Source organism: Saccharicrinis sp. GN24d3, assembly GCF_052400645.1.
Taxonomy (GTDB): domain Bacteria; phylum Bacteroidota; class Bacteroidia; order Bacteroidales; family Marinilabiliaceae; genus Saccharicrinis.
In genome coordinates, this window is the sequence record NZ_JBQTGI010000014.1 from 33,340 (window position 1) to 55,266 (window position 21,927).

The following is a 21,927-nucleotide window of genomic DNA, read 5'->3' on the forward strand; positions in this document are numbered from 1 at the left end:
CCCCACATGAGTGGAACCTGCTTTCTACACAATCTATTTACTAAAACCTAATATCCTGAATTTTGAATCATATTTTCGTTAACTTCCATTTCATCTTCGCCTATGGCAAGAATAAATCCATCATTAGGATAATCAATTGAACATGCCGTAGTAGTACAATCATCTCTGTACACTCCTAGTTTATTCCTTGTTAAATCCCATAACCTATGTCCTTCATAACACAATTCCCTGCGTCTTTCAAGAAGGATCTCCTCCAAAAGTTCTTGTCCTGTTGACGTAACGGCATCTGCAGTCGATAAACCTCTTTTTCGTATGGTTGTTACATCCGACTGAGCCTCTGCTATAAAAGCTGGCGTATTAAGATGGTAAGCAGCTTCTGCCCTGATCAAATATAATTCTGAAAGCCTTATGATCGGTGTATTCTCATATCCTAATATGTCTTTGAACTTATCGGCCCGGTAGTTTCCATACAAACCGCCACCTAGTGTTGAATCATATAAGAAGTTGTTTTCTTTTCGAACATCTCCATCCTCATATGCATTCATTAAATCCGTGGTAGGAAGAAACTCATTGTAACCATTGATCACATAATTTCCGGCAAGCCCTGCGGCTCCCAGATTATCAACCACAGTCATATCCACTTCAAAAATAGTCTCTGAACTATGATCACCTGAAAAAATGCTCGAATAACTTTCACCTTCTACAAGGCTATAATCGCCCGATTCAATTACTTCATTGGCCATTGCTTCAGCATTCTCCCAATCCTCCTTATAAAGATAGACTCTTGACAACAGTGCTTTAACTACATTCTGTGAGAAATAAAACGAGTTTGCATCGTCGCCGATCAGTGTCAAAGCAGTTTCAAAATCTGAAATTACCTGCGCATATACTTCAGCAACAGTATTTCGTGCTGGCTCGGCTAAAACATCAACAGTTGTTACGATGGGTACACCAAGGTGAGATGCATCATCGCTATAAGTATAATGCTGTCCGTAAATTCGTACCAAATCAAAATGGGCAAGCGCTCTAAATGCATAAGCTTGTCCATAAAATTCATCAACATCCAGGCCTGAACCCGCTTCCAATATTCGATTAGCACGATCTATTATTCGGTAATAGTTAGCCCAGATATCATCAGCCAGATCAGTAAAGTCAGCGGAAGAACCTGAGTATGAATGCCAATCGTATATACGGTTGGTTACTAAACCGGCTTTAACATCATCGCTCATTACATCAGCAACAGCTATAAAGAATTTTCCATAAGAGGATCTATCCTGAAGTCCGTCGTAACAACCTATAATGGCGGTTGCAAAGTCAGATTCTGTTGTTAAGGCCTCACTCATTGAAACATCTTGCTGAGGATCAATCTCAAGGAAACTCTCTGAACATGATACAATAGTAAATAAGATCAATGTTAGTGATAGGAACAACTTCCCCGACGTTTTTAATTTATATATATTCGTTTTCATAATTCTGTATATTAATCGTTATCAAACTAAAACTGTTAACTTACAACCCTATGTTTACACCAATGGTTATTGACTTATTTTTTGGTACAGTTCCGTTTACATAGCCATTTTGGCCTGCCTCTGGATCAATTCTAAGATTATCGTGATCCCTTACCCAGGTAAAATAATTATTGGCTTTTGCAAATACAGAAAGAGAAGACATTTTCAAGCGCTTGACAACTGAAGGACTAAAAGTATATGACAAGGTCACATCTCTCAATCGCGCATAAGTTGCATCATACAAATAACGAGTACTGTATCTATAGTTACTGTTTGAACTATTACCCCAGACAAATATAGGAAGTTCAGATTCTTCTCCAGGAGTAGTCCATCTATTCTCAAATGCATATAAATTTGTACTCCTTGGTGCACGTTGTCCATCACTTTCAACACCCTTAGCCTGGTTATCGAATAGATATTTATCCCATACAAAAACCAGCTGGGCGCTAAGGTTAAACCCTTTATAACTTACACTTGTGTTCAATCCTCCAAAGCAAGAAGGTGTACCCGAATAGCCGGTATGTACTCTACTAGCTTCTTTTCTATTTTCTGTAATTGTGGTTTTTGTTTCATCCGTATACCATTGTGCTGCTCCGGTCTGCGGATTTACACCAGCCCAATGTATCAAGTAGAACTCGTTATAGTCATGTCCTTCAGAGTGTAAGTAAGCTGTATTAGCGATATCTTCGTCAAGTTTTGTTACTTCATTTTTAACAAAGGTCATATTCACACCTAAATCCCAGGTAAGATCTTCACCCTTGATGATGGCTGCATTTGCTTCAAACTCCCATCCACGGTTCAGCATATCCCCAACATTCTGCATGGTTTCAGAAAATCCTGTGGTGGTAGAAAGTGGTTTCTCCAATAATAGATCTGTATTTTCTCTACGGAAATAGGTTACTGTTGTATTTACACGGTCAAACACGCTCAAATCCATACCCAAATCTAATGTTCCCTGTGTTTCCCAGGTTAATTCAGGATTACCCACGTTAGATGGAGCAGAACCTGCAGTTCCGTCGTATTCATAATCATACCCATAAAGCGAGAGGGATTGGAAGTTTCCAATACTTGCATTACCCGTTATACCATAAGAAGCTCTAAGTTTCAGGTTATTCACCCAGGAAATATCTTTCATGAAATTTTCCCTGCTTAAATACCATGAACCACCAACAGACCAGAAATTACCCCAACGATTATCCTCACCGAAACGAGAAGAACCATCACGACGATAACTGGCAGTTGCATAATACTTACTCTTATAATTATAAGAAAACCTTGAGAATGCGGAAAGAAAACTGTACCCTGTTCCAGAACTTGAGCTTACAATAGGGTTTGCTGCGTTGGCAAGTGTTTTAAGTTTTGAGTTTGCATACCCTTCGGCTACAGCATACAATGATCTCATATCATATTTTTGAGATTCATAACCGGCCAACACATCAAAGGAATGGTTTTCCCCAAAAATTTTATTATAATTAACAGTCTGTGTACCAATCCAATTCAAACTATTAGCTGTTCCTTCTTCTCCTCGACCACTCACGTCCTTAAAGCTTCCCCAATCAGGGTTCTTCCACTTAAATTCGTTAACATTGATATAATCAATACTCCAAGCAGTTTTAAAGGTTAATGCGTCTGTTATCTTATAACTTGCACTAAAATTATCGAGAATACGCGTTTGCTTCTGCCATCTTTCATCGAACAATTGGTTACCTACAGGGTTATTTCCGTCCATCCCTACAATAGTGTGGTCACCAAAATAATTACCATAATCATCGTAAATAGGTACTACAGGCGGCGCCATATATCCGTTATGCATAGGGTTATTCCACGCAGTTCTATCCTCTGAACCGTTAGATACAGTATGCCCTAATGTAATATTATTGGTTATTGTAAGCTTTTCATTTAAATCAGCTGTCAAATTTAAGCGAGACGAATATCGTTGAAAATCAGTACCTAAAATCACACCCTCCTGGTCATAATACCCAAGCGAGGCAAAGTATCTAATTTTATCATTACCGCCACTGGCATCTAAGCTGTATTGCTGCGTAACTCCTGGATTATAAATCTCATCCATCCAATTGGTATCGGCATTATATATGTCAGCTGGGTAATAATCGTAAAACAATTCGGTGGCAGTTGCTTCTGTATAATCTCCCGTGTTCACCCAGCCTTCAATAAACAACTCCTTATACTGTGCTGCATTCAAACTTTTGTTAATATTATCATAAGCATTGTCGGAGACACCAACCTGCGCACTGAAATTGATTTTGGCTTTTCCTGATCCACCATTTTTGGTGGTAATAATAATTACACCGTTAGCACCACGAGAACCGTAGATTGCTGTTGCCGATGCATCCTTTAGAACAGTGATACTCTGAACATCATTCGGATTTAGAGTAGACATGACAGTAGAACTTATTCCACCGTTTGAATAGTCCGTTGGTGAAAGGTTGTGTGATTGAACAGGAATTCCGTCAATTACATACAAAGGTTCACTAGAAGCATTAATTGAGCCAATACCCCGGATATTGATCGAACTGGCAGCTCCAGGCTGACCATCCCCGTTACTCATCATAAGCCCGGTTACTCCACCCTGTAATGCATTTTCAAGAGTGGCACTAGGAAGCATCTTCAGGCTTTCTGAACCTACCACTTCCACAGCTCCGGTTAAAGCCTCTTTGGAAGAAACACCGTAACCTATAACTACAACTTCATCAAGTCCAACAAGATCAGATTTCAACACAATGTCAATTGTAGATTTTTTACCCACAACAACGGTTTGGGTTTTATATCCTACAAACGAGTATTCCAGGATAGCATCTTCTCCCGGGACATTAATCTGATACATGCCATCAAAATCAGTTGTTACGCCATTAGTTGTTCCTTTTACAACGACACTCACTCCCGGAATTGTTAATCCATCGTCGGCACCGCTAACAGTTCCTTTTATTACTATTCCCTGTGCAAATATTATTTGCGTTCCAAGAAACAACATTAAAGAAAATAATAATTTCTGTTTCATAAATATAAGTATTAAAATGGGTTTATATTCTGAGCTTACTTTTAACGGCCTACTTTATAATAAAGTATATAGTTACAAGCACGTTAATTACTTAATTCATAGGTGTAATTCTCCCATTATAGCACTGTATATGCTATTATATCAAAGCGTTAAACCTAAAACAGTTATTTGTCGCTACCTTGGATTGTTTCCGAATACAACAAGTCTCCAGTTAATCCATTAAAGTACTGAAATATTACCTGAGGTCTTGGAAAAGCTACCCACCTGTCTTTGCCCTCTTCTATCGGGTTGTTAAACACATTGTTTATTTGAACAACGCAATAACTTGGCGTGTAACGTAATCCGTTTGGCACATCGTTTAATATTGCCGTCGACCAACGAATATCAACTTCTCTTCCGCGTGAATTAAACTTACCATTCACAGGGCGATTACCTTCGGCACCTAGTGCATGATTTCTAGAATTGTGTGGGCCTGAGGCGAATTCCCAAACATTGTCGCTAACTTTAACAGCAAAACTATTGTGCAAATCACCAGTAAGCACGAAAACAGGTTTTCCTAAAGACTCCCAGAAATCAACCATTTCCTTTCGCTCCTCAATATAACTTGTCCAAGCATCATCACGTCCTGTTTGTCCTTTGGCTTTTCCATCAGCAGTATTTCCACCTGTTCCTCCTTCGTGTGGAATGGTAAAATTAACCGATGATACAAGGAAGAAAAACTCTGCATCGCTGTTTTTCATCTCTTCTTTCAACCAAGCTTTTTGTTCCTTACCTAAAATTGAAAGTCCTTTTTTATATGGATTACTTGTATCGTGCATATCTTGGTGAGAGCGCACATCCAGTATAAAAATATCAGAATTACTAACAGACATTTTTCCATAATTACGTCGTCCGATAGAATAAACAGGTTTACCATTCTTTTTTGGCGTTGGAAAAACACGCACATGATGTGCATCAATTACTTCTACTATTTTATATACACCGCTATTTGGATTACCAGGCTTAGTACCTTCAGGTATCCTTCTCATTCCATCATAAGGTCCTCCCCAGTGAATGTGAAGTGTTGCTGACTGAGCAAGATCAAGTTTTGTAAAATCAGCCTCTGTATCAGTTAAAATATCACTATTTGCTTTAATCTTTGCTTTTCCCAAATGTATACCTTGTGTAAATTCGGTTGGGTTACTCCAAGCTAAATAATCGTGCCAGGCCTGCACTGCAACATCGCGGTACACCGCTTTGTGATTTACGCGACCAATTTCTCCGGCACCATAGGTATTATCATAAATTTCATGATCGTCAATCGTATAAAAAGAAGGAACATGTTTATGCCATTCAACCAAATTGTGTCCACGCTCAAGATAACTTTTATAATTTTCCCAAACACCTACAATTTTTGGTGTTTTGTTTACAACCTCTGGAATTTCGTCAGCCTCTATACCTACTTGTTCCTTCCAGCTTTCAACCGAATAATCGCGCTTATTTTCATATAACCAGTCACCATTTAAAATGGCAAAATGTATTTTGTCTTTAATTTGGTCGATCATGGTACGAAACGTTGGTAACGTTGTACCTAAACCATTTGTACTCTGACTGTTTCCGCAAGCATATTCAAAACTAAAATTAAACAAACCATCAGGATTGACTTTTGTATCTTTCAATTCGTCCGAATCAGGAAGCGTTTTAAATGACCCTTTACGAGTTAACATTGTAGCTGTTCCTCCTTGTACCGTTAACGCATAATAATATTTAGTCCCTGCTTTCAAGTCCTTAATATAAACCACCCCTGTATTATCATGATCAATACTAGTAGTAACCGGATCAGATAATTGATCTAAATTTTCCGGATTAACACCATAACGTACCCAAAATGTTCCAGGTTTAAAAGTACGCGCCCAAATTCCAATTTCGTGAGAGCCCAAACGTCCCAACATGGGTCCGTGAGAAAAACGTGCTACATCCTGTGCATTTATATACATACCTAACAACATAAATACAACCAAAAGCACACTGGATAATTTTGAACTTTTTATTAATAAACCAGATGGTTTATAGACTGCTTGATTTTCATTTCTCTCCTTCATTTTAAATGGTATTATATTAATAGCTTATTTTATAATCGACAATATTTAAAATTAATAGTCGGTGTATTCAAGTTTTATCTCAAATCTGTGCTTTAACTAAAAACACCTTCCATACTTAGACTTTATGCTGTTTCAAGTTTCTTACTACTTTCAACACTATCTTTAACATTTTCATAGTTCAGCTCATTCTCACTATGTGCCACTACCGCTGCTACAACCGCATCGCCAGTTACATTTACTGCTGTCCGTATCATATCTAAGGGTCGGTCAATTCCAAGAATTAAAGCAAGACCTTCGGCAGGAATTCCTGCTGCCCCTAAAACAACTACCATCATTATTGTTCCACCTCCCGGAACACCAGGAGAACCAATAGCAGCAAGAGTAGCTGTAAGTACAATGGCCAATTGTTGCGTAAGTGATAAGTCTAAACCAAATACTTGTGCAATAAAAACGGCTGCTATTGCCTGATAAAAAGTTACCCCATTCATATTAATGGTAGCACCAATAGGCAAAACAAAGTTTACCACACTTTCCGACACACCCAACTCACTGGTACATTGGCGCATATTAACTGGCAAAGCTGCATTACTCGAACTTGTAGAAAATGCTACCATTTGAGTTGGAATTACAGCCTTTAAAACCTTACTCAACTTTAATTTGGTAAACAACAATATCAACGGTGGGTATAAAACAAATAATAATCCGATAAGCCCAAGGCTAACTAATAAGGCATATTTCCCTAAAGCCCAAAACAAACCTGCATCTGCAGAGAAATCAGTTACCAAAGCTGCCAATAACGCAAATACTCCAATAGGAGCAAACTTCATAACGATATCTACAATCTTGATCATTATTTCATTAAGACTATCAATTAAATTTTTAACAGGTATAACTTTTTGGCTATCCAGAAAAAACATGGATACCGCAAATAAAACAGCAAAGAAAATAACCTGTAACATTTTAGTATTATCGTTGGCTGCACTAAAAATATTATCTGGAACAATCTCTACAATAGCATGCAAAGGCGACTGATCTTTCATACTCGTTGCCATTTGCTCCTTTTCTTTTACATTTTGCTCATGCATCACCTGAAACTCCTGACGCTTTTTTTCAGGAAAGGTATCGCCTGGTTTAAATACATTAACCAACATTAGTCCAAGTAGGACAGAAATCATGGTGGTAATTACAAAAATAGACAAGGTTTTAATACCAATTCGGGAAAGTTTTGAAACATCGGTTAAACTCGTAATTCCTTTAACAAGAGAAATAAATATAAGTGGAACTGCTATTAATTTTAGCATTTTAATAAAAATTGTCCCCCAAGGTTTAATCCAATCGGAAGTAAAGCGTTCCAAACCAAAATATACTGCAATAACTCCCCAAACCAATCCGAGCATCATGCCGATAATAATCTTTAACCAAAGTGGAATTTTCTTTAACATGGATAATCAATTTATATATTATAAAATCAGACTAAATTGAGTTTCGATTTGTTACTTAATCCGCATGTGCACTTACAAATCAATACAAAAATATAAATTTTTATATAAATACTAGTTTTTTGTATGTTTTTTTATAGATTATTTGGATTTTTGTCCTGTTTTTTATCAAACATTGACAAAATACCAGAGTTTTTTATATGTATTATTTCACCTCCCCCCTTCTCAATTAGACTTCAGAGTCTATTTAATGCTAAAAAAAATAACACACCCCTACACAAACAACGATGACCCAAAAAAATCCCTTTTTGCAGAAAAAAAATAAACTAGAAACCGAATTCCTAGTTTAGTATACGATTACGTATAAATTATTAAGTCCTTTTAAGAACTAGTATTAAAACCAATATTTTTTTTTGCACAAGGCATAAGTTTCCTTAAAAAATATGATTCGATTAAAGCGTCAAGATCAATTTCACTTGCTTAGTTTTATTTTATAGTATTTGCACTAAACGCATCATTCTTAGGCAGAACATGTAACAATACACTGAGCAACAAAAAAACAAAACCAATTAAACTTATTGGGGGTAATCCACCATGCCAGGCATCAACTCGAAGCCACCCCTTAAAACCCATAAAAAACAAATGCAACAAACTAAATACCATTAAAGACAGAAAAAAGATGCGTCTTTTAAAAAATGATACAAATGATGATTCATTCTTCAGAAATACACTAAAACTTAAACTATAAACAAATAATAAAGCGAACAACAGAATACCACCAAACATACTAAGCCCTGCAAATAAGGTTAAGGTTCCATTATCTTCAAAGAATTTATTATACGTTGCTTTATTAAGAATTAAAAAACTCATTAAACCATGAATAAACATGAAAATCCCCCCCAAAGCACCAAGCTCTCTACGGGCACTCATCCAGCTACCATTAATCTTTACACCCAGTTTATACAAAGGAGTTAAACTAAAGCAAAAGCTTAAAACCATAAATGCACATAACGCAACAGCTTTATTCATTATAAAAAATGGAAAATCTTTCCATGGTACTGGTCCCATAATATGATACCGGAGTACAGCATATCCTAACGATAGAATAAAAAATACAGAAACAATACTTTTGGCTCTTTTCAAGCTAATTGCACCGTTTATTTCATCCAACTTCTCTTGCTTAACCATTTCCCTTTGCTGATTTTGATGAACATATACATTCGTTAAAAATTACATGAAGTCATGCTTGCATTTAAACAGTATTGAATAGTCTTTTGCTAACGATTCATACGATGCTTTTTAATACACATCTAAGTCTTTACCTACTTTAACTTTTCCCTTATATTTTGCTGATATTTCTTTTCTTAGTTCTTCCTCTGTTGCATTCCAAAATAATATATGATATAATACAACTAATTTAGGTTTCGCTTGATTAGCAATATCTGCAAGTTGAACTGTTGAGGTATGATTGCGTGCGTGATAATTCTTCCAGAAATCATCTTTTGTATCATAACCTTTTTGTGAATAAACTTCATGTATGAGGATATCAGCTCCTGAAGCATATTCAATAATTTTTTCTGAGGGTGATGTATCTCCGGATAATACAATAATCTTATCCGGTGTGGTAAAACGGAATCCCCAGGCATTTGGCCAGGTTCCATGAAGTACCGGAAAGGCTTCCACTTTTATATTCTCATCTTCATAGATGACACCTTCTTTTGTAATTTCATGACTATTAACACGCCACCCCTGATTATTAGCTGGCTCATAACCATATAAACGATATTTTATGTCGTCATCGTATGCTTTCAGTATATTGGTAGTCATATCTTTTATACCCTCAGGACCATACACTTCCAGGGGTTCATCTCTTCCCATCACCCACGGAGTAAGAATCAGGTCGGGATATCCTGTTGTATGATCAGAATGTAGATGAGTAAGAAAAGCATGCTTAATATTTTTTACATCGAGACCTTTTATCTTTCCTCCATACCGAGGACTCATAGCAGCCGCCTGACGAATTAAACCAGCACCAAAATCAACAATATAAGGTGTATCATTTACAACAATAGCAACCGAACAACCGGATTGAGATGGATTTGGATTTGGATTTCCTGTTCCAAGCAGAACGACTTTAGTCGTATCAGAATTAGAAAAATCCCTCTGTGCACAAACACAAGTAATAATTATTGAGAATGAAAGAATAAATAATAGTTTTAATTTCATAGTCTTATTTTTTTAAGGCGTGTCAACTATTCCGAGAAACTAAACACAATTGGTTTAGCCAAAGCTACATAGTCTTCTCTTTTCATAACTACCGAATCGGTTAAAGAGCCTGCATTGAAAGCAATTTTATCATTTTCCAAAATTGAATTATCAACGTATAAATCTAAATCTATTACTGGTCTTCCAAAAGGCGGGACAGATCCTGGAACCAAGCCAGTTAACTCCCAAAGCTCATCTTTTGAGGCAAAACGCATTTTTTTAGAGCTGAAATATTTTTTTACTGCAGTAGAATTTAACTTTTTGGCTGCACTTAATACCAGAATTTTAAAAGTTCCATCAATTTTAATTACAAGCGCTTTACCTCCAATAGAAATATCTTCCCCTCTTGCCTCTGCCGATTCCTCGGAAGTTTTTGTTATTTCGTGATGCACTTCTTTAAAATCAATGGATTCAGATTTTAACCAGTTTCTTATTTGTTTTAACATAGAAGATCTATTAGATGTAATTAAGAAATCGTTTTAAGTAACTTCTTTAATAAAATCGATAATTCTGAACATTCATTTTTATCCAAACCTTGCACTGCGGATTTTGACTCTTCGAAACGAACAACAATTGCCTGATCAATTTTTTCGCGCCCTTTTTCGGTTAAACCAACTAGTTTAATTCTACCATCTTTTAAATCTGGAGCTCTGTATACCAATTCCAATTTAGTAAGTCGATCTAACAAAGCAGTCATAGCACCAGACGTTATCAGTACTGATTTCATTAATTGCTTAGGTGCCAAAAGAAATGGTTCGCCTGAACGACGTAATGTGGCCAAAACATCTAAATCTGTATAATGAATAGCACTATCTTTTAATACCTTATTTGTTCGCTTTTCAAGAATTTTATTCAATTTTAAGATACGACCTACAATGTGCATTGCCTCTACATCGAGCTCTGGTCGCTCTTTTTTCCAGTCGGCTATTAATATATCAATAATATCCTTTTCGTCTTCCATTTCAACTTTATTATCAGCTTAGTGGAAACAAATATATGTAATTTATCTTTATATCAAGATAATTTTTCTACATTTGCATAATATCTTCATATAAAGACATATTTTTAAAACATCGCCAACCCACTGAACTCATGGATGATAAAATAATATTTATACAAACTGGGGGTACTATCGACAAGGACTATCCCCACACCACCAAAGGATGGGCTTTCGAATTTGGTGAGCCGGCAACACATCGGATTCTCGAAAAATTAAATCCTTCGTTTGAATACGAAATTATTACGTCTTGCCAGAAAGATAGTCTGGAAATGACTGAAGAAGACCGAATGAACCTTGCGAAACTAATATTAAATCGGCCCGAATCCAGGTTCATCATTACGCATGGAACAGACACCATGCTTGAAACTGCAACTTATTTAAAACAACACATTAAGGATAAATTAATCGTTATAACCGGTGCTATGCTTCCCGAAAGATTTAGTAACTCAGATGCTCCCATCAATTTAGGGTGTGCTATTGCAACGGCCAACCTTATAAAAACAGGGGTATATGTTTCCATGCATGGTATCGTAAAAAAAAGCGAGGAGATTGGCAGAAACCTTGAAAACGGAAAATACTATTAAACAAATATTGAAGTGATAGAAAATAAAAAACTAATAAGATATGTACAAAGAAAACCTTATTGCATCACACGAAAGAATTAAGCCATATATTCATAACACACCAGTAATGAGTTCTCAACAGCTAAATAAAATAGCTGGGATACAGATGTATTTTAAATGTGAGAATTTTCAGAAAATGGGTGCCTTTAAAATGCGCGGTGCAACAAATGCCATTATGCAGCTTACTGAAGAGCAGAAGCAAAAAGGTGTTGTAACGCATTCGTCAGGCAATTTTGCGCAGGCACTCTCTTTGGCTGCACAAAGTTTAGGTGTTAAGGCATATATTGTAATGCCATCCTCTGCACCACAGGTAAAAAAAGATGCTGTTAAAGGTTATGGCGGCATATTAATCGAATGCGAACCTACTTTAGTAGCGCGTAATAAAACAGCACAAGAGGTTAGTCAAAAGGAAGGCGCCACATTTATTCATCCGTCAAACGATATGAATGTTATCATTGGGCAGGGAACAGCAGCTAAAGAATTATTGGAAGTACAACCGGATCTTGACTACATTTTCACGCCTGTTGGCGGTGGCGGACTTATTGGAGGTACAGCCCTTTCTGCATTATACTTTGGAAACAATTGCAAAGTGATTGGTGGTGAACCTTTTGAATGCGATGATGCATACCGTTCTATGATAAGTGGTAAAATAGAATCGAACACCACGACCAACACGATTGCCGATGGACTAAAAACAGAGCTAGGCGACAAAAATTTTCCGATCATAAAAAAACACGTTGAAAAAATAATTCGCGTTACTGAGGAAGAAATAATTAACGCCATGCAACTCATATGGGAACGAATGAAAATCGTTTCAGAGCCTTCGAGTGCTGTAGCTTTTGCTGCTCTTTTAAAAGAAAAAGAATCATTTAAAGACTGTAAAGTTGGCATTGTAATATCCGGTGGAAACGTTGATCTAAAAAAATTACCTTTTTAATACCGTTCTCCATTAAACCGTTGAAAATAATTTATAATTAAAATGAAAAATATTCTCACAGCCTTTATGGTTGCTTTTTCACTTAATTGTTTTTCACAATCTGATATAACATCCAACATCTATAATATAGACGAGGTGGTCATTAGCGGATCACGAACTCCACAATTGCTGAAAAATACACCGGAGATTATGCACATTATTACCTCAAAAGAAATTGAGCAGCTTAATGTTAGTTCAACAGGCGAAATTCTTGAATATCTAACAGGGGTTAACATCGAATCCGGAACAGGCAGCGGTTATCCCAAAAGAAGCATTGTTAGTTTAGATGGGTTTCCGGCAAATTACACGCTGGTAATGGTAGATGGCATTCGTTTGTTAACTGAGCATATTCACACCGGACAAAATGTTGATGTTATTCCACCTGAGAATATCGAACGAATTGAAGTAATAAAAGGTGCAGCATCGGCACAATATGGTAGCGATGCTATGGGTGGTGTTGTAAATATTATCACCAAAAAAGCCAAGGATAAAACCGAAGTTTCCATTTCTGCTTCTGCAGCCAGTTATGAGACCTATACCTCTACGCTATCCGTTCGCACGCCATTAAATGACAAATTAAGCTTATCAAGTTTTTTAAATTATGAAGAATCGGATGGAGTTCCTATACTAGCACCGAGCCACCGAATAGGATATATGGGTTATGGTAAATTCAGTACCATGAATAATTTAGAATGGGCCATAAATAATAAATCAACTATTAGCGGAAATATCTATTTTTCACGTAATAAGATGGAGTCCAATGGCGGGGATAAATATGGTAAAATGCTTATGTACTCGGCAGATTACACCAATAAATTAAGTGATAACCTAAAAGCTGTTGCGCGTTTTAAATATTCACATTGGGATTCAGAACAAGGAAACGAAAACAATAACGAGATTAACCCTGAAGTTTATTTTAGTTACAATAAGTTCAAGAATAATGTTATTACTGCAGGGGCTGATTTTAAACACATTAAATTTACACGTAGTGCCGTTACCGAACGTACACAGGAAATGTTTGGAGCCTTTATTCAGGACGAAATTGATTTGGACAGGTTATCGTTTCTTTTTGCATTAAGGGTTGATAAAATGGAAAATATAAATCCTGTAATAACACCAAAACTTGCTGTCATGTTTCGTGCCAAAGACAATCTTCGCTTACGAGCTTCTTTAGGACGCGGATTTCATGCCCCAACACTTCAGGAATTATATGAAGAAGGATACGGACATAGTGGTAGCGCTTATCGTTTTGGAAATCCTGATTTGGAACCTGAGTACAGCTTAACATCAACTTTCAGCGTTGAATATGAGCCCGTAAAAAATCTTCAACTTCTGGCAGATGGCTATTACAGCAATATATCGGACATGATAACCCCTATTTATTCGGGAGTTTGGGAAGATAATCCAGATGCAACTACAGTTATAGACAAATGGGTTAGAACAAATATTCATGAAGCTAAAATTTATGGATTTGATGCGACGATCAGGTATCGTTTAATAAATAAGTTAACTATTGAGGGCGGATACACTTATACGCACAACGAAAACAGCAGTACCGGAGGCCAACTGCCCTATTATCCAGGAGAATCATTTTTCTCAAAAATAATCTATACAAAAAAGCATTCTTCTAAATTAACCAGTTCGTACTTTGTCTCTTTACGGGCAACAAAAAACCGAAGTGCATGGAACTGGAAACCCGATTCTGATGCTGAGTCAGACAACGCAGATGGGCTAATTACTGATTTAGAGGACTATCAATTATTAAATGCAGGCATAAAAATCGCGTACAACAAAAAGTATAATGTATTCCTGAATGTAGGAAATATCCTCGGTCAGGACATCCAACAACTGGATGATGTATTTACCGAACTTGATGGGGAGCCAACATTTAAAATTGGATGTTTGATTAATTTATAAAAAACCGTAATTATTCATTAACAACCTACAATATGAATGTATATATAAAACTCTATTCTTTATTAAAAGAAATTTTTAATGGTTCTCGCAACCTTATTATTATGGTATTAATATTTGGCTCAACAGTATCTGTGTATAGTCAGGACGAGAACGATGTAATTGAATTGAATCTTAGAGTACACCTCATGCGTGACATTACGATAACGCATTCGAGCGGCGTTTGTATGGAAAACTGGGTGACTTCTAAAGATGTGACTGAAATAATAATGCCTGAAGTAAACAAAATATGGGAACAAGCCAATATCAAATGGGTTATTGAATCTATTATCGAAGAAAGTGTTGTAAAAGGTGATACATATGAAGAATCTATAGCCTATATGGCCACCACAAAAAGAGACTCAGAAGGTCATTCAGACCCTGTACGTCTAAAACATTTATATTCTTTTATGCAACCCCAATACAGAACTCAGCCTGACGAAGTAGATAAGAATTTGTTTCACATTTACCTGTTCCCCTTTGTTGGGAATACGTCTCAGGGCAATGCGATGAAAAAATATGGATCGCACACTATTGTAGGAACATGGACCAACAAACACAACAGAGGTGGAATTCCAGAGAAACGATTATTAACTGAAGATCATAATGCATATAAACGTGGATCGCTTTCAAGAACCATTGCGCACGAAATAGGTCATAATTTACGCCTTAGACATAACGTGTGTAAGGTGAAGTGTTTAATGGGTGGAAAATCGAGAGGCTATTTATTATGCGAGGAACAGATTGAAAGAGCGCGTGCTGCTGCTAAAGAAAAAATTAAGTAATAACGTTTTAAAATCCGTCAATTCCTTTTTAAGGAATAGTGCTTACTAAGTAAGACCATAATACAGGTATTAATTTGAAACACAAAAGATGATGATTAAATATGCCAGTATTTGATACCGTATAAATTACCAAAGCCATTGTGAATTTAGAAGAAAGGCTAAAAAAGCACAATGGTTAAATTTACTAATATAATAAATATACTATGATAAAACATTCATTAATTTTCAACAGAACCGACATTCAATCATTAATGTCGTTACCCGAACATATTGAAGTTGTAGAGAATGCGTTTAAATTATACGCACAGGGAGATGTAATAAACCCCGATCTACTTCATTTCGATACGCAAAACGGAGAATTTCACCTTAAAGCCGGAGGACTAGAAACTCCAAAAACATACTTTGGATTAAAAAGTAACGGTGGCTTTTTTCAAAATAAAGCAACAAATGGTCTTCCAAATATTCAAGGCGTAATTTTACTTCACGATGGCGACAATGGCTTCCCATTGGCCATTTTTGAGTCGGGTGATATTACCATAAAAAGAACTGGAGCTGCTACTGCCGTTGCCGCAAAATATTTAGCAAAAAAAGATGCTGATGTAGCTACCATTTGTGGATGCGGAATTCAGGGCCAAATTCAGTTGGAATCAATCATGCAGGTAAGAAACATTAAAAAAGTTTTTGCTTACGATATGAATGAAGAAGCAATGACCAACTACGCTAAAAATATGTCAGAAAAACTGAATATTGAAGTTCTGCCTGCAACCGACTTGAAAACGGCTATTTTGGAAAGTCAGATTTGTATTTGCTGTACGCCTTCGCATAAAGCTTTCATCAAAAAAGAATATATCCACGATGGGCTGTTTATTGCTGCCGTTGGTGCTGATAGTCCGGAGAAGCAAGAGCTTGACCCGCAACTTTTGTCAGACTACAAAGTTGTTGCCGACATATTGGAACAATGTGTTAACGTGGGAGAATGCCACCATGCCATTGAACAAGGTTTAATGAGCAAAGACTCGGTTTTTGCAGAACTTGGCGATGTTATTCTTGGAAAGAAACCTGGTCGCGAATCGGAGGAAGAAGTTATCATTTATGATGCTACCGGTACCGCTCTTCAAGATGTTGCTGCTTCGGCGTACATTTACGAGAAAGCGATAAAACAAGATATTGGATTGAAATTTCAATTTCCTGCTTAAAATCAGTTTTGGTTAAGCTTGCTCAGTTTTTCTAATGTACAACAGATTTACAAATTTTAATCTTATGAAACCAGCATGGCCGGAGCAAATAATTAGGTCACTCAGGAGGATAACTTGTCCCGAACTAGTATCGGGAGCCAGCTCCTAACTTGATTCGGAGATTGAAATTTGCATTGGTCATCAATGTCTCACTAATTTTTAAAAAGATGAAAAAAAACCACATTTTAGTATTAACTGTAGTATTAGTTGTGTTGACAGCTTTTGGTTGCCAAAGCAAAAAAAAGGAGCAGGCTAAACCCAATGTCTTATTCATCTCTATCGATGATTTGCGCCCTAATTTGGGCGTATATGGAGACACAATAGCAGTTACGCCAAACATCGACCAACTGGCCGGTGAGGGTTTAACTTTTAGGGAAACATTTACGCAATGTGCAGTTTGTGCTCCATCGAGGGCAAGCTTAACCACAGGTGTTCGACCTGACTCAACCCGTGTTTGGCACTTAGGTGATAAGTTTCGTGAAATTAATCCTGATGCGGTAACCATGCCTCAGTATTTCCACAAGTATGGTTATTATACCGTGAACCTTGGGAAAATATTTCACAACTACATGCCGGATTCCATTTCGTGGGACGAGCCGGATCTTCGCCCTGAGCGCTACAAACGCAAAGAATGGCTGGGCAGAGATGGTGAAACTTTTTACATTAGCGAAGAGGTGGCAAAATCGCAGGTTCTAAGAAGAGATTCTTTATTAAAAATACGATCATATGCTGATGGATGGAATACGGGTCCTGCCTGGGAAGCCGCCGATGTGCACGACACCATGTACTACGATGGTGCACAAAACAAATTGGCTTTAAAAACACTTACTCGTTTAGCCAAAATGGACAAACCATTTTATGTTGGACTGGGCTACTTTCGTCCTCACCTTCCGTTTACTGCACCAAAAAAGTATTGGGACTTGTACGACCCGGCAAAAATACCTTTGGCCGAAAATCCGGAAAGACCGGAGAACACACCAATTTACACCATGAATTCGATGTATGAATTAAGGCATTACGATGGCTTTAATCACATTGGCCATCCTACTTCTGAGTATAGAATGAGCGAAGATACGGTTAGACTTTTACGCCATGGTTATTACGCCAGTGTAAGTTATGTAGATGCCTTGCTAGGCGACCTTTTCGCACACATGAAGAAGATTGGGATATACGACAATACCATAATTATTCTTTGGGGAGACCATGGATGGAAATTAGGCGACCACAACAGTTGGGGGAAAATGACCAATTACAACATCGACTTAAAAGTGCCAATGATTATTCGTACACCAAACCAGAAAAACAGGGGTGCGCATACATTCGAACTTACAGAGCTAGTCGATATGTTTCCATCGTTGTGTGAGCTTGCCGGTATTCCCGTTCCCGATTATATGCAAGGTACCAGTTTTGTGCCATTGATTGAAAATCCTGAGCGTGAATGGAAAAAGGCTGCCTTTAGCCAGTTTCACCGCCGACCAAAGGTTTCTGCCGATGGAAAAAGATACATGGGCTATTCCATTAACACCAAAGAATATCATTACATTGAATGGTATGCATGGAGTATGGAAACCGGTACCAGGGGTGATTATAAAAGCTCGGAGTTGTACGATTCTAAAAACGATCCGTACGAAACGGTTAATATTGCTGACAAAGAAAATATGAGTGATATTAAAGCACAATTATCGAAACAACTTAAGGCTGGTTGGCAAAAAGCAAAACCTGATTCTGTAGATTAAATTTCAATCGTAAGCAATCGTAAAACAGGGCAGTTTACCTCTATTTTTAATTGAAAACCGAATTACTAAAATTAAATAATATGAAACGAAATCGCATTTCAATTTTGTCCCTAATATTTGCTCTAGTGGCTGTATTTGGGTGTCAAAGTAAAAAAGAAGAGCCAAGTAAACCTAATGTATTATTTATATCCATTGACGACCTGCGACCAAATTTGGGAGTTTATGGCGATTCGATTGCCGTTACACCAAACATCGACCAACTGGCCGGTGAGGGTTTGACTTTTAGAGAAACGTTTACCCAGTGCGCGGTTTGTGCTCCATCGAGGGCAAGCTTAACCACAGGTGTTCGACCTGATTCAACCCGTGTTTGGCATTTAGGTGATAAGTTTCGCGAAATTAATCCGGATGCAGTAACCATGCCTCAGTATTTCCACAAGCATGGGTATTACACCGTAAACCTTGGGAAAATATTTCACAATTATATGCCCGACTCCGTTTCGTGGGACGAGCCAGATTTACGCCCAGCTAGATATAAACGCCCGGGTTGGTTAAAACGAGATGGCGAAACCTTTTATATAAGCGAAGAGGTAGCTAAGTCGCAGGTAATTAAACGCGACTCGTTATTAAAACTTCGCCCCATTCGATACGCGGATGGATGGAATACAGGACCAGCATGGGAGGCAGCCGATGTACACGACACCATGTACTACGATGGTGCACAAAACAAATTGGCTTTAAAAACACTTACCCGTTTAGCCAAAATGGACAAACCATTTTACGTAGGCTTGGGTTTCTTCCGCCCTCACCTTCCGTTTACTGCACCAAAAAAGTATTGGGACTTGTACGACCCGGCAAAAATACCTTTGGCCGAAAATCCGGAAAGACCGGAAAACACACCGATTTACACCATGAATTCGATGTATGAATTAAGGCATTACGATGGCTTTAATCACATTGGCCATCCTACTTCTGAGTATAGAATGAGCGAAGATACGGTTAGGCTTTTACGCCATGGTTATTACGCCAGTGTAAGTTATGTAGATGCCTTGCTTGGCGATCTTTTCGAGCACATGAAGAAGATTGGGATATACGACAATACCATAATTATTCTTTGGGGAGACCATGGATGGAAACTAGGCGACCACAACAGTTGGGGGAAAATGACCAATTACAACATCGACTTAAAAGTGCCAATGATTATTCGTACACCAAACCAGAAAAACAGGGGTGCACATACATTCGAACTTACAGAGCTAGTCGATATGTTTCCATCCTTGTGTGAGCTTGCCGGTATTCCCGTTCCCGATTATATGCAAGGTACCAGTTTTGTGCCATTGATTGAAAATCCTGAGCGAGAATGGAAAAAGGCTGCCTTTAGCCAGTTTCACCGCCGACCAAAGGTTTCTGCCGATGGAAAAAGATACATGGGCTATTCCATTAACACCAAAGAATATCATTACATTGAATGGTATGCATGGAGTATGGAAACCGGTACCAGAGGAGAATTTAAAGACGCGGAGCTATATGATTCTAAAAACGATCCGTACGAAACGGTGAATATTGCTGACAAAGAAAATATGAGTGATATAAAAGCGCAATTATCGAAACAACTTAAGGATGGTTGGCGAAAAGCGATGCCTGATTATTGAGATTAAAATATAATCGACCATTCAATACTTACTAATTTAAAGATGGATGCTAAGCATCCATCTTTTTATTATAACCCAAGTTGCTTCATTTTATCAATTAACTCTCTTTTATTAATTTTTTCAAAAACTGGTATATAAATATCTTTATTGGGTTCTGCTTTAAAACTTGTAAAATAGGTTTCGTCATTGATAATTTTAAAACCAATTACCATAGCGTTTATTGGAATGTTGCTAAATCCAATAGTCTTTGTTTTACTATTGAATGAGTTGGGTCTCATGATTGAACGATTCTGATTAAATATGGCAAAGTAATTATCATAGATCGTTTTTGCCTGTACCTTAATGTCTTTGTTGCTTTGGTAGAGAAAGTATTTGTCACAGTTTAGCCAGCCTAATTTATTGGTTCTAAGAAAAAACTCATTTAAAACTCCAAATGGTTTGTTATACTTTTGGAATGCTGAATCATTTTGTACAAATGTGTCAAAATCTGATGCGGTAGTAATTCTATTGGTAGTGTCGATGGGAAGTCCGCCATCTAAAACAAAGTTAAATGGAACAGTATATGATACCGAAACAGGTTTCCCATTTTGTCTGCCTGGAGTCCATCTGGGAGATAAATGAAGCACCCTTAATGCTTCGTAATCCAATGACGGGTGAACGCCTCTGGCAATTTTAGGGTTTTTAATCATACCCGACTCATCAATTATAAATGAAACGTAAACCCTACCTTGAATTCCTTTTTCCTGTGCAATAACCGGATATTTTAGTTGAGAATGCACAAATAACTTAAGAGCCCCCATAGAACCTCCGGGGAAAGTTGGCATCTCTTCTACAATAAAATAAACCCGCTCTGAATTATCATCAACATTGTTGGGGTTCAGTAATTGCCAATCCACACCATTGTCTGTTTCAATACCGGTAAACATTTGCATAGAATCTTTTTCGCTAATTCCTCTAAAACGTATTCCAATTTCAGCCTTATCTCCCATGGTACATTCATAGTTACCGGAGAATGCCTGAATGTACAACATCCCTCCTGTCTCTAGTATTTTATCTCCCGATTGAGTGCTCAGGTTAGCGTCAATCATTTCTGGTGCATCATAATATTCTGTGACTTGTATTTCAGTGGGACCTTTGGGTTTGTCTTTGTTTTCGTTTATGTCAAAACAGTTTTTCGGAATTTCAATTATAGATCCGTTTTTACATGTAATAGTTGTGTCTTTTGTATTATCTATTAAGAAGCTTTGTGGCTTTTTGTAATTGGGCTCTTTTGCTCGATGATTTATTTGAGGTAAAAAAACATCTACTTTTTTATAGCCAATATCATTTAAAGGGCTTTTCTCTTCGCCATAATTTATTTTTTCAATTTCTATTGTTTTATCAAAATCCAGCAATACACCTTCAACAACCGCTAATCTTTTTTGTGCCAGCAATTTATTATATCCAACTGTTCCAAGCGTATCTGAAAAGCCCTTAAGGACAACCATTGGTGGTTTAAAGGCTTGTATAAATTCCGTTATTTGAGTTTTTGAGTTCTCATCCAGCTGCGACTTGCCAAACTCAAATTTAACGGTCAGATTTTGAGAAAAAGTAAAAAAAGATAATGTTGAGATGATTGAAATTAAGGTTAGTTTTTTCATGCTTATCAAATATTTAAT

Annotated in this window: 16 protein-coding genes; 7 read left to right on the plus strand and 9 right to left on the minus strand. The window is 37.2% G+C overall.

Features of this window, described 5'->3' with window-relative positions; all coding sequences use genetic code 11:
* Positions 1-47 precede the first annotated feature (47 nt).
* The 8 genes from ACT29I_RS16755 to ACT29I_RS16790 form a co-directional block, all read right to left on the minus strand.
* A complete protein-coding gene (locus ACT29I_RS16755; RefSeq protein ID WP_444793971.1) occupies positions 48-1,469 on the minus strand; it encodes a RagB/SusD family nutrient uptake outer membrane protein in 1,422 nt (473 codons plus the stop codon).
* Positions 1,470-1,509: 40 nt separating this feature from the next.
* Positions 1,510-4,527, minus strand: a complete 3,018-nt coding sequence (locus ACT29I_RS16760; protein ID WP_430935876.1) for a SusC/RagA family TonB-linked outer membrane protein — start codon at positions 4,525-4,527, stop codon at positions 1,510-1,512.
* 164 nt (positions 4,528-4,691) lie between these two features.
* Positions 4,692-6,608: an alkaline phosphatase D family protein gene (locus tag ACT29I_RS16765; protein ID WP_430935878.1), complete on the minus strand. Its 1,917-nt coding sequence runs from the start codon at positions 6,606-6,608 to the stop codon at positions 4,692-4,694.
* 122 nt (positions 6,609-6,730) lie between these two features.
* Positions 6,731-8,050 (minus strand): dicarboxylate/amino acid:cation symporter, encoded by a 1,320-nt coding sequence (locus ACT29I_RS16770; protein ID WP_430935880.1) that lies wholly within the window; start codon positions 8,048-8,050, stop codon positions 6,731-6,733.
* Between the two features lie 483 nt (positions 8,051-8,533).
* Positions 8,534-9,217, minus strand: coding sequence for a hypothetical protein (locus ACT29I_RS16775; protein ID WP_430935882.1), 684 nt, complete (start codon positions 9,215-9,217; stop codon positions 8,534-8,536).
* A gap of 129 nt (positions 9,218-9,346) precedes the next feature.
* Complete coding sequence (locus tag ACT29I_RS16780) at positions 9,347-10,273, minus strand: MBL fold metallo-hydrolase (protein WP_430935884.1); 927 nt, start codon at positions 10,271-10,273, stop codon at positions 9,347-9,349.
* Between the two features lie 26 nt (positions 10,274-10,299).
* Positions 10,300-10,758 carry a YbaK/EbsC family protein gene (locus ACT29I_RS16785; RefSeq protein ID WP_430935886.1) on the minus strand — a complete coding sequence of 153 codons (459 nt, stop codon included), beginning with the start codon at positions 10,756-10,758 and terminating at the stop codon, positions 10,300-10,302.
* A gap of 20 nt (positions 10,759-10,778) precedes the next feature.
* A complete protein-coding gene (locus tag ACT29I_RS16790; protein ID WP_430935888.1) occupies positions 10,779-11,273 on the minus strand; it encodes a MarR family winged helix-turn-helix transcriptional regulator in 495 nt (164 codons plus the stop codon).
* A 131-nt stretch (positions 11,274-11,404) separates the two neighbouring features.
* On the opposite strand from ACT29I_RS16790, the gene ACT29I_RS16795 reads away from it, so the two are divergent.
* The 7 genes from ACT29I_RS16795 to ACT29I_RS16825 all read left to right on the plus strand — a co-directional run bounded on the left by ACT29I_RS16795 (position 11,405) and on the right by ACT29I_RS16825 (position 20,269).
* The gene (locus ACT29I_RS16795) at positions 11,405-11,896 is read left to right on the plus strand and encodes an asparaginase domain-containing protein (protein WP_430935890.1); all 492 of its coding nucleotides are present in this window, start codon (positions 11,405-11,407) and stop codon (positions 11,894-11,896) included.
* A gap of 40 nt (positions 11,897-11,936) precedes the next feature.
* Entirely contained in the window at positions 11,937-12,872 is a 936-nt protein-coding gene (locus ACT29I_RS16800) for a pyridoxal-phosphate dependent enzyme (RefSeq protein ID WP_430935892.1), read from the plus strand.
* 42 nt (positions 12,873-12,914) lie between these two features.
* Positions 12,915-14,828, plus strand: coding sequence for a TonB-dependent receptor plug domain-containing protein (locus ACT29I_RS16805; RefSeq protein ID WP_430935894.1), 1,914 nt, complete (start codon positions 12,915-12,917; stop codon positions 14,826-14,828).
* Positions 14,829-14,860: 32 nt separating this feature from the next.
* A complete protein-coding gene (locus tag ACT29I_RS16810) occupies positions 14,861-15,649 on the plus strand; it encodes a zinc-dependent metalloprotease family protein (protein WP_430935896.1) in 789 nt (262 codons plus the stop codon).
* Positions 15,650-15,852: 203 nt separating this feature from the next.
* On the plus strand, positions 15,853-16,845 hold the full coding sequence (locus ACT29I_RS16815; protein ID WP_430935898.1) for an ornithine cyclodeaminase family protein: 993 nt from the start codon (positions 15,853-15,855) through the stop codon (positions 16,843-16,845).
* Positions 16,846-17,051: 206 nt separating this feature from the next.
* A complete protein-coding gene (locus tag ACT29I_RS16820) occupies positions 17,052-18,620 on the plus strand; it encodes a sulfatase (protein WP_430935900.1) in 1,569 nt (522 codons plus the stop codon).
* An 80-nt stretch (positions 18,621-18,700) separates the two neighbouring features.
* Positions 18,701-20,269 carry a sulfatase gene (locus ACT29I_RS16825; protein WP_444793972.1) on the plus strand — a complete coding sequence of 523 codons (1,569 nt, stop codon included), beginning with the start codon at positions 18,701-18,703 and terminating at the stop codon, positions 20,267-20,269.
* A 68-nt stretch (positions 20,270-20,337) separates the two neighbouring features.
* Here ACT29I_RS16825 and ACT29I_RS16830 read toward each other — a convergent pair whose 3' ends face one another.
* Positions 20,338-21,909, minus strand: coding sequence for a TonB family protein (locus tag ACT29I_RS16830; RefSeq protein ID WP_430936396.1), 1,572 nt, complete (start codon positions 21,907-21,909; stop codon positions 20,338-20,340).
* Positions 21,910-21,927 lie beyond the last annotated feature (18 nt).

What these genes read in the sequence shown, in the direction of transcription:
- ACT29I_RS16820 (WP_430935900.1), top strand. Translation starts at nt 17,052, where the DNA reads ATGAAAAAAAACCACATTTTAGTATTAACTGTAGTATTAGTTGTGTTG.
- ACT29I_RS16780 (WP_430935884.1), bottom strand. Translation starts at nt 10,273, where the DNA reads ATGAAATTAAAACTATTATTTATTCTTTCATTCTCAATAATTATTACT.
- ACT29I_RS16810 (WP_430935896.1), top strand. Translation starts at nt 14,861, where the DNA reads ATGAATGTATATATAAAACTCTATTCTTTATTAAAAGAAATTTTTAAT.
- ACT29I_RS16790 (WP_430935888.1), bottom strand. Translation starts at nt 11,273, where the DNA reads ATGGAAGACGAAAAGGATATTATTGATATATTAATAGCCGACTGGAAA.
- ACT29I_RS16795 (WP_430935890.1), top strand. Translation starts at nt 11,405, where the DNA reads ATGGATGATAAAATAATATTTATACAAACTGGGGGTACTATCGACAAG.
- ACT29I_RS16760 (WP_430935876.1), bottom strand. Translation starts at nt 4,527, where the DNA reads ATGAAACAGAAATTATTATTTTCTTTAATGTTGTTTCTTGGAACGCAA.
- ACT29I_RS16770 (WP_430935880.1), bottom strand. Translation starts at nt 8,050, where the DNA reads ATGTTAAAGAAAATTCCACTTTGGTTAAAGATTATTATCGGCATGATG.
- ACT29I_RS16805 (WP_430935894.1), top strand. Translation starts at nt 12,915, where the DNA reads ATGAAAAATATTCTCACAGCCTTTATGGTTGCTTTTTCACTTAATTGT.
- ACT29I_RS16815 (WP_430935898.1), top strand. Translation starts at nt 15,853, where the DNA reads ATGATAAAACATTCATTAATTTTCAACAGAACCGACATTCAATCATTA.
- ACT29I_RS16830 (WP_430936396.1), bottom strand. Translation starts at nt 21,909, where the DNA reads ATGAAAAAACTAACCTTAATTTCAATCATCTCAACATTATCTTTTTTT.
- ACT29I_RS16825 (WP_444793972.1), top strand. Translation starts at nt 18,701, where the DNA reads ATGAAACGAAATCGCATTTCAATTTTGTCCCTAATATTTGCTCTAGTG.
- ACT29I_RS16755 (WP_444793971.1), bottom strand. Translation starts at nt 1,469, where the DNA reads ATGAAAACGAATATATATAAATTAAAAACGTCGGGGAAGTTGTTCCTA.
- ACT29I_RS16765 (WP_430935878.1), bottom strand. Translation starts at nt 6,608, where the DNA reads ATGAAGGAGAGAAATGAAAATCAAGCAGTCTATAAACCATCTGGTTTA.
- ACT29I_RS16785 (WP_430935886.1), bottom strand. Translation starts at nt 10,758, where the DNA reads ATGTTAAAACAAATAAGAAACTGGTTAAAATCTGAATCCATTGATTTT.
- ACT29I_RS16800 (WP_430935892.1), top strand. Translation starts at nt 11,937, where the DNA reads ATGTACAAAGAAAACCTTATTGCATCACACGAAAGAATTAAGCCATAT.